9 protein-coding genes are annotated in these 7,204 nt (G+C 48.2%); 6 read left to right on the forward strand and 3 right to left on the reverse strand.

Going from position 1 to position 7,204, the window contains the following annotated elements; all coding sequences use genetic code 11:
• Nucleotides 1–588: 588 nt before the first annotated feature.
• Nucleotides 589–759, reverse strand: coding sequence for an ogr/Delta-like zinc finger family protein (locus ACMV8I_RS09715; protein ID WP_498865010.1), 171 nt, complete (start codon nucleotides 757–759; stop codon nucleotides 589–591).
• A gap of 4 nt (nucleotides 760–763) precedes the next feature.
• A complete protein-coding gene (gene sid / locus ACMV8I_RS09720) occupies nucleotides 764–1,486 on the reverse strand; it encodes a capsid size-determining scaffold Sid (protein ID WP_498865011.1) in 723 nt (240 codons plus the stop codon).
• A gap of 578 nt (nucleotides 1,487–2,064) precedes the next feature.
• Here sid and ACMV8I_RS09725 point away from each other — a divergent pair.
• Genes ACMV8I_RS09725 through ACMV8I_RS09750 form a run of 6 tightly spaced genes read left to right on the forward strand, consistent with a single transcriptional unit; the run spans nucleotide 2,065 to nucleotide 6,027 of the window.
• On the forward strand, nucleotides 2,065–2,325 hold the full coding sequence (locus tag ACMV8I_RS09725) for a helix-turn-helix transcriptional regulator (RefSeq protein ID WP_498865012.1): 261 nt from the start codon (nucleotides 2,065–2,067) through the stop codon (nucleotides 2,323–2,325).
• Nucleotides 2,322–2,552 (forward strand): hypothetical protein, encoded by a 231-nt coding sequence (locus ACMV8I_RS09730; RefSeq protein ID WP_498865013.1) that lies wholly within the window; start codon nucleotides 2,322–2,324, stop codon nucleotides 2,550–2,552. The genes ACMV8I_RS09725 and ACMV8I_RS09730 overlap by 4 nt, the downstream gene beginning before the upstream one ends.
• A 13-nt stretch (nucleotides 2,553–2,565) precedes the next feature.
• Nucleotides 2,566–3,090 carry a host cell division inhibitor Icd-like protein gene (locus ACMV8I_RS09735; protein WP_498865014.1) on the forward strand — a complete coding sequence of 175 codons (525 nt, stop codon included), beginning with the start codon at nucleotides 2,566–2,568 and terminating at the stop codon, nucleotides 3,088–3,090.
• On the forward strand, nucleotides 3,087–3,350 hold the full coding sequence (locus ACMV8I_RS09740; RefSeq protein WP_498865015.1) for a hypothetical protein: 264 nt from the start codon (nucleotides 3,087–3,089) through the stop codon (nucleotides 3,348–3,350). Before ACMV8I_RS09735 ends, ACMV8I_RS09740 begins: the two co-directional genes overlap by 4 nt.
• Nucleotides 3,347–3,688, forward strand: coding sequence for a DUF5375 family protein (locus tag ACMV8I_RS09745; RefSeq protein WP_498865016.1), 342 nt, complete (start codon nucleotides 3,347–3,349; stop codon nucleotides 3,686–3,688). The genes ACMV8I_RS09740 and ACMV8I_RS09745 overlap by 4 nt, the downstream gene beginning before the upstream one ends.
• Nucleotides 3,689–3,699: 11 nt before the next feature.
• Entirely contained in the window at nucleotides 3,700–6,027 is a 2,328-nt protein-coding gene (locus ACMV8I_RS09750; protein ID WP_498865017.1) for a primase-helicase zinc-binding domain-containing protein, read from the forward strand.
• A 371-nt stretch (nucleotides 6,028–6,398) separates the two neighbouring features.
• Here the strand turns inward: ACMV8I_RS09750 and ACMV8I_RS09755 are convergent, their stop codons facing one another.
• Nucleotides 6,399–6,836: a VOC family protein gene (locus ACMV8I_RS09755; protein WP_120162492.1), complete on the reverse strand. Its 438-nt coding sequence runs from the start codon at nucleotides 6,834–6,836 to the stop codon at nucleotides 6,399–6,401.
• Nucleotides 6,837–7,204 lie beyond the last annotated feature (368 nt).

Genomic DNA, 7,204 nt, shown 5'->3' on the forward strand with positions numbered 1-7,204 from the left:
AAAGACTAAATTTCATTATTAACCTACATATTACAAATAAAGACAAAACCAATACTATAGCAACCCCTGGCCGTTAGGCCAGTCCTAATCGCATTACGTATCTCACAACTCACCTAAAACATCACTAGCATCTCAGAGTGGTGCATTAATAAATTGGCTCAAAGCTACTACGTGCAGCAATTGTTAACGCAGCGCCTTTTTCTGTGCATTTTTCATACAAACCTACATAAGTGAGGATTCTGTTTTCTTTCTTACATCAATTGACTTGAAAGGTAGCTTATCCGGCAACGCGCGCAATGTTACCCGCCTGCCCGCTTTGACTTTACCATGCGCTTTTCATGCATGCTTGAGAACGGCCTTAAGCCCTTACAGCAAGGGGCTTACGTCATTTTTGCGTCTGTCTACTGCATGCAAAACCATGCGCCCTATGCATGCACAGGTCATTAAAGGCGGCTAGCCAGAGAAAAGGCGTCATAAGAACTGAAGCATTGCTGACGCGACATGAAAAAGCCGCCTCACAAAGAAGCGGCTAATGATGAACTCAAAGCGGATAACGGGAAGCAGCCATAACCATCAGAGATTAACGCCTCAGCGTATAGACACATCTCTTTCTATTATCTTGCTGATACTCTCAAACGTTTTAAAAGCACAGGAACAATAGATGTTGGTGCATTGGTAATAGGCTTCTTTCGTTTGCTCTGAAATATAGCGACTGGTGCGAATATGTGCCGCAGAACGGCACAAAGGACAGCGCATCATATGATTATTTCGCTTGCTGTCGCTGCTTTTTTACTTCATTAAGCTCTTGGTAAAGTTGTTGTTGTTTTATCGGGCTATTCATTAGCACCATATCAACACCGGCCAGGCTTGGATGATAAAGACCTATTTTCTCCAATACCGGTTCGATTTCCATATCAAAATCACACTCTTTTGCTACATCGATTAATTTATTGCCGATAAGCTCACTGACGACTTTTTCAGGTTCCCGGTAATATCCTGATTGCGCCTCTTGAGAAGTCACCATCGACAGTGCGTGAAGTTTTAGCTTAATCCCCCGAACCAGACTTGGGCTAAGATTCTTTAATGCCTGTGACCACTGGTATTCAGCATAAGTAACAAAAGCATGTTTGTGCGCGTTAAGCAGCTTTTTTGCCGTTCCTGCGCAGCACAATATTTCCGTTTTCTGGTCCAGCTCCAAATCATCAATCAGATCCGCAAATTCTTTAGCCAGTTCCATTTGGCTGATCCGCTGGCTGTGTTCGTTTCTGAGATCTTCGGTCATCTCTCCACGCAGGTTACGAAACCGAGTCCGCCAGTTTGTTTCTGCTTCTTTACTTTGCTCCTGCGCCTGATCCCTTTCTTTCGTACAACGCGATATGGCTTCGCTGATGTCATTCAGTCTTAACATGCTTCCGGCATGGGCAACTTTGGCCTCATCGAAGGCAATGATGGCGTTATTTACAGCCTTGGATGGTGAGTGATTCATGATGGGTTGTCTCCGGTATGTTCAAGATGAATCTATTGTGCGGAGGCTGGCACAACATTTCTATTGAATGACGCTTGGTGGTGGCTGGTACAACAACCCCAAAGGCATCCCACCCAATCAATGACTCGGTTTTAGTTATAGAAAATACTGTTCACTACTATTCACTTATAAATAAAAACCATATAAATCATTAAATTAACCAGTGAACACTTATTTAAAAACTCATCACTGACTATTCACAAGTGATCACCGTTCAGAGAAAATCTTTTCTTTGGCTAGCCTTTATTTCTAATGTTTATATCTATTGATTAATAAAAATAGACAACTAATAGTTATCAATAGTGCTCATTTAACAATCAGCATGGTGCTGTGCACCATCGTTCACTTTGCCAATGATTGCCACCCAATTCCACCCAGTTATATTCGTCGCAATCTGAAAAATGCAATCCTTTTTTTGCCGTAAAATCATCGCTAGAAGGCTTGTTGCCAAACACAAAAATATTCTCACAATAGGAGGCTACTTAACGGAACCGCCGGTACTGAATAGATCTTGCCGGACACAAAAAAGAGGTAGCACCATGCTTTCTATCACTCAAAATATGCCCCCTGCATCGTACCCAAACCTGCCGCCAGCATTTCCCCGCGACCGCTTTATGCGACTGCCCGAAGTCATCCATACCACCGGCCTGTCACGTTCAACTATTTACGATTTAATCAGTCGTCACCTTTTTCCAGCACAGTTATCCCTCGGCGGTAAAAACGTCGCATGGCTGGCGTCTGAAATCGACACATGGATGAATGAGCGTATTGCAGCTCGCTCCCAGGCGGTCACACAATGATTTCACTCTCAGTCGGTCATCATAATATTGCGCTCAAAACCGATGAAGCGATCTACCTTGCCGAAAGTCTGATTGCTGCCGCGCTCGGCGTGAAAAATGACTTACCTGCATTTACCAGCGAGACTCTCGGCGTGCTGTCGGTGACGGTTAAGGATGAAAGTAGGGATACATCTCGCCACTTCCGATCAAATCCGCAGCAGTCCGATCACGTCCTGACCGATTGCTAAGGGAGAAAGGCTAATGCAGCAAAAAAGGCTTTTCTCTGGCAAGCCGCTGGTCTATAGTTTTTGGGCTGTCGCTAAATCGGCAGCCGGGCGTGGAAACCCGAGCAACTCAATGGCGACACAACACGCGCCAGGCGTGTTTTTTTATGTCGCAGCCTTAGCGCACCTGTTATTTGCACAATGGTTTCTAGACCGCTGTGTTTATCGAACAATGGTAGCTCAGGCGGGGCAGCCTTCGGGCTGGCCGGTAGTCATTGAGGCCGGTATTTCCACCCCCGTCTGGGCTACCACCCATAAGCGTGGAAACTTCGGTGGTAGCAATAACCATTACTCAATGGAGGCTGCCACCATGGCGACATCCCTCACGATCTTACATCCGAAATTTACATTTCTGTTCGCTGCCGTTCGCCGCGCTGAACCTAAAGCGCGTATCTGTATGCTACGTTTTGCCGCAGATAACGAACACTCTGCCCGCCAACTGCTGTGCCGCGATTACGTACTGTGTTTTGCCGGTCGTTTGCCAGTACAGGAGGCCGTATGAACAGACTCGCTTCCTATTATTTCCCGAATACGCATTACCCTATCCCCCATGCCGATTTTCTGCGCTTACAACATGCCCACAATGTCGGGGTGATGTTCCTCGACATGCTGGACACACAGGACTCTCTGGGTCATAAGCCTGACACAAATCAACTCGCCTCGATGGCCTCTGTTGTAGCCCTTCTGACTGACCAACTCGGCAAAGTCGTCGATACCTGCGAAGCAAAAATGGGAATACAGCCGGAGGACACCTGCAAATGATCACCACCCAACAATCATGCCTGCCGGTTGAAGTACTCACGGCCCTTTATCGCCGCGCTCTGGCACAGGCTTATCTCGATGCCTGCGCCTCTCATGGTCTTGAAATCGGCTACACGCTTGATGAACTGCAAATGGCCATCGCGGCAGAAGTCGAAAATTATTACGTCGGTCAGCACGGCCCAAGGGTTGGCATGGATATGGCCTGCGCCATGCTCCGCGATATGGTTCAGCCGGATATTCTGGTCGCGAAACCCCGCCTGACGATGCTCGGTGAATCCATGATGGACGAGTTGTGCCATCAACACATTGCATCAACCCCGCATACAACGCTGCACTGATGGAGGCGCACATGACACAACAGATCGTTTCAAACACCGTGAGCGCAGCAAAGGGGCGTTGGCCTCAACTTCTGCCACTGCTGGGCATCCATGTTGCCGCCAATGGTGATCACTCCCCCTGCCCGCTGTGTGGCGGTAAAGACCGCTTTCGTTTTGATAATCAGGAAGAAAGAGGTACGTGGTTCTGCAATAAGTGTGGTGCCGGTGACGGACTGACCCTGGTAGAAAGGGCATTCGATGTGAATACAAAAAATGCCGCCGTTAAAGTGGCGGCTATTCTGGGCAACGCGCAAACCGTTCTGACGCCGGTTGAGCATCCTGTGAATGCTCAGGAAAAAGAGGCAGCCCGTCAAAAGGCCGCTGAACTGGCAAAAGAGTTGATTAGAACAGCAAGAAAACAGAGGGGTAATGCCTACCTCACGACAAAAGCATGGTCCGATAAAGAAGTGACTACCCTGCAAGGGAACGGATTGCGCATCGCCGGCATCAGCTACCGTGCTGATGATCTGCTGATACCGCTGACTGACCTCTCCGGCAATGTTCTCAACGTCCAGCTCATTAATGCAGAAGGTATCAAACGCATGTTAGCCGGTGGTCAGGTTAAAGGGGCTTGCCATCGCTTTACAGGTAAAGAGAACGCCGTTATATGGCTTACCGAAGGTTACGCTACCGGTCTGACCGTGCATGAACTGACAGGCGAAACAGTATACGTCGCACTCAGCGCCAATAATTTCCCGTACCTTGCGCAGCGCCTGCGCGATGAGTATCCCGACGCCCTGCTGCTGATGGCTGCCGATAACGACGAAAATGGAACGGGCCAGAAGAAAGCGGAAGAAGCCGCCAGCCTGACCGCTGGCAAGGCAGCTCTGCCGTTTATGACCGGTGACTGGAATGACGTATTTATCAAAGAGGGTCGTGCGGGAACGCTGGAACAGCTCAGGGCATTTGCCAAACCTGAAGCTAAAAGTCCTTTTGAGACACTCAGCGATGCAGACCTGAAATCCATGAGCGTCAGTGAAAAAGCGGGATTACTGATCGCGCATAATAACTACCAACTCGCCGTTTCACTGGTAGGTGATGATCTGTGCCGCTATGAGAAAGGCGCATGGAAAATATTGCCACACAGCGTATTTAGTCGAGAGATTGCCGCCTTGTTTCTGAAAATCAACGCGCCTTTTTCAGCGCCTGGGATCAGCGGCATTATCGACACGCTTAAATTAATGGTGCCGCAAATGGGTAAACCGCCGCGACGACTGATTGGTTTTCGCAACGGCGTGTTTGATACCGTCACCGGTCAATTTGGGCCACACCTCCCGACCCACTGGTTACGCACCGTGAACAATGTCGATTTCACCCAACCCAATGCAGGCGAAAACCTTGCTGATCATGCACCAAACTTCTGGCGTTGGCTGACGCGGGCAGCGGGTGGCAGTGAGGAGAAACAAGCGCGTATTTTGGCGGCCCTGTTCATGGTGCTGGCGAACCGCTATGACTGGCAGTTGTTCCTTGAAATCACCGGGCCAGGCGGCAGCGGGAAAAGTGTCATGTCCGCTATCGGCACCTTTCTGGCAGGGATTCATAACACCGTGTCTGCCGGTATCCTGTCTCTGGAGTCGGCCCGTGAGCGGGCATCAATCGTAGGATATTCATTTATCCTGTTGCCAGATCAGGAAAAGTGGAGCGGTGACGGCGCGGGCATCAAGGCCATCACCGGCGGCGATGCGGTAGCCATTGATCCAAAATACCGAGATGCGTACTCCACACATATTCCGGCAGTCATTATGGCGTCGAACAACAACCCGATGCAGTTTAGCGACCGCAGCGGCGGCGTATCCCGCAGGCGTGTGATCATCACGTTCCCCGAAGTGATACCGGCCAATGAACGGGATCCGCAACTAATAGATAAAATAGGTCAGGAACTGGCGATCATTGTTCGCCACCTGATGCAACGCTTTGCCGTCCCCAGTGATGCCCGCGAGCTGTTACAGGCACAGCAAAACTCCGATGAAGCACTGGAGATAAAGCGCGGTGCCGATCCGTTGGTAGATTTTTGCGGTTACCTGCTGGCCGTCAGCACACCGAACGGCCTTTATATTGGCAACGCCAACATTGTTCCGGCTAACCCCCGCAAGTATCTCTATCACGCCTACCTTTCGTTTATGGAAGCCCGAGGGCATCAACGCACGATGAACCTGACGGCTTTTGGTCGGGCTGTGCCACAAACGCTGAGAGAATATGAGATCGAGCTTTTGAAACGTAAGACCAATCAGGGGATGCAAACCAACCTGATATTAAGTGAAGACTGCGATGCGGATTGGTTGCCAAGGTGCGGAACTTAAACAAACCTCAACAGAAACCGGCTCAGGCCGGTTTTTTTAGGTCTGAACTGGCAACTGGTCACTTTTAAGTGATGAGTTATGGATAGTTCGGAGCAAACCAGTCACCACCTAAGATGATGAAATTTAAACGAATAAAACGAAAGTGAACAGTGTGACTAGTTTTAGCCATAAATCTTTTATTACGCTAAACTTTAGGACTCTCGGGGATTTGCTTGGTTAAGCTATTTTGATCTCCTGTGACAGAAAGGATCATTGGTTCCCAAGAAGATGGTATGAATGAAATCCAATTTGACAGTCGGGTATGTGCCAACAGCGGACTTTGCAAACATCACTGTTTTAATAAGAAGGTAACGGGTCATAACATGTGGACTTCATTGACTGCGTTCCATCAACTCAAGCGTCTGACCATCGGGGCTTTGTAAATATATTACTCTGGTTCCCTGCATGGGTCCTGACAAGACTGTCTGAGGTTTCCCTGGCGTCTTCCAGCCATAGTCCGATACTTTGCTCAAGAGCGTATCAAGATCCTCGACTATAAACGCAAGGTGAGCGTAGCCTGGGATGTAGGGTGCTGAAGGCTCTTCTGGCTGTTCAATGTTATTGTATTGCAGTAATTCAATTTTAATTCCAGCCAGTTCAAGCAAAGCCATTCGTACATCAGCTCCCCTTGCGCCTGTCACTTCATCAATAATAGGTCCAGACATTTTCCCTTCGCGTAATAACTCCCCTCCAAGAATATGAGTCCAGAAAAATAATGAGTCTTCAATATTTTTAACTGAAAAACCGACGTGATTAACACTTAAGATCATGAGATTACCTGCTGGGTTTTGAAAATTTAGCATCCAACTATCTAAAATCCCTGCTTTATTATCTTCACGATAAGTGCGATGGGATTTGTTCAGGAAAAAAGCACAATTAAGTGCGGTCTGAAAAATATATTTACGATTCATCCACAGCGACAGCTGTACAGGTTACCTGCTCTTTGTTGATAAATACGCGACTGCGTTACAAGCCTGTATCTATTGTAGAAAAACTGCGAATGTCTGCTTTTCGCTCAGGCTGTGTGAAAACTCGGTTTTTGCATTATCTGAGTACTATCCCCGTTCAGGAACGCAAGATATTCCAGATATTGACTGCATTCGGAGTAATTTAGATATAGAGGCAGTTCGAGGCTTTT

Origin of the sequence: Ewingella sp. S1.OA.A_B6 (genome assembly GCF_049889095.1) — a bacterium.
Lineage (GTDB): Bacteria > Pseudomonadota > Gammaproteobacteria > Enterobacterales > Enterobacteriaceae > Ewingella.

What these genes read in the sequence shown, in the direction of transcription:
- ACMV8I_RS09745 (WP_498865016.1), top strand. Translation starts at nt 3,347, where the DNA reads ATGATCACCACCCAACAATCATGCCTGCCGGTTGAAGTACTCACGGCC.
- sid (WP_498865011.1), bottom strand. Translation starts at nt 1,486, where the DNA reads ATGAATCACTCACCATCCAAGGCTGTAAATAACGCCATCATTGCCTTC.
- ACMV8I_RS09735 (WP_498865014.1), top strand. Translation starts at nt 2,566, where the DNA reads ATGCAGCAAAAAAGGCTTTTCTCTGGCAAGCCGCTGGTCTATAGTTTT.
- ACMV8I_RS09740 (WP_498865015.1), top strand. Translation starts at nt 3,087, where the DNA reads ATGAACAGACTCGCTTCCTATTATTTCCCGAATACGCATTACCCTATC.
- ACMV8I_RS09725 (WP_498865012.1), top strand. Translation starts at nt 2,065, where the DNA reads ATGCTTTCTATCACTCAAAATATGCCCCCTGCATCGTACCCAAACCTG.
- ACMV8I_RS09750 (WP_498865017.1), top strand. Translation starts at nt 3,700, where the DNA reads ATGACACAACAGATCGTTTCAAACACCGTGAGCGCAGCAAAGGGGCGT.
- ACMV8I_RS09755 (WP_120162492.1), bottom strand. Translation starts at nt 6,836, where the DNA reads ATGATCTTAAGTGTTAATCACGTCGGTTTTTCAGTTAAAAATATTGAA.
- ACMV8I_RS09715 (WP_498865010.1), bottom strand. Translation starts at nt 759, where the DNA reads ATGATGCGCTGTCCTTTGTGCCGTTCTGCGGCACATATTCGCACCAGT.
- ACMV8I_RS09730 (WP_498865013.1), top strand. Translation starts at nt 2,322, where the DNA reads ATGATTTCACTCTCAGTCGGTCATCATAATATTGCGCTCAAAACCGAT.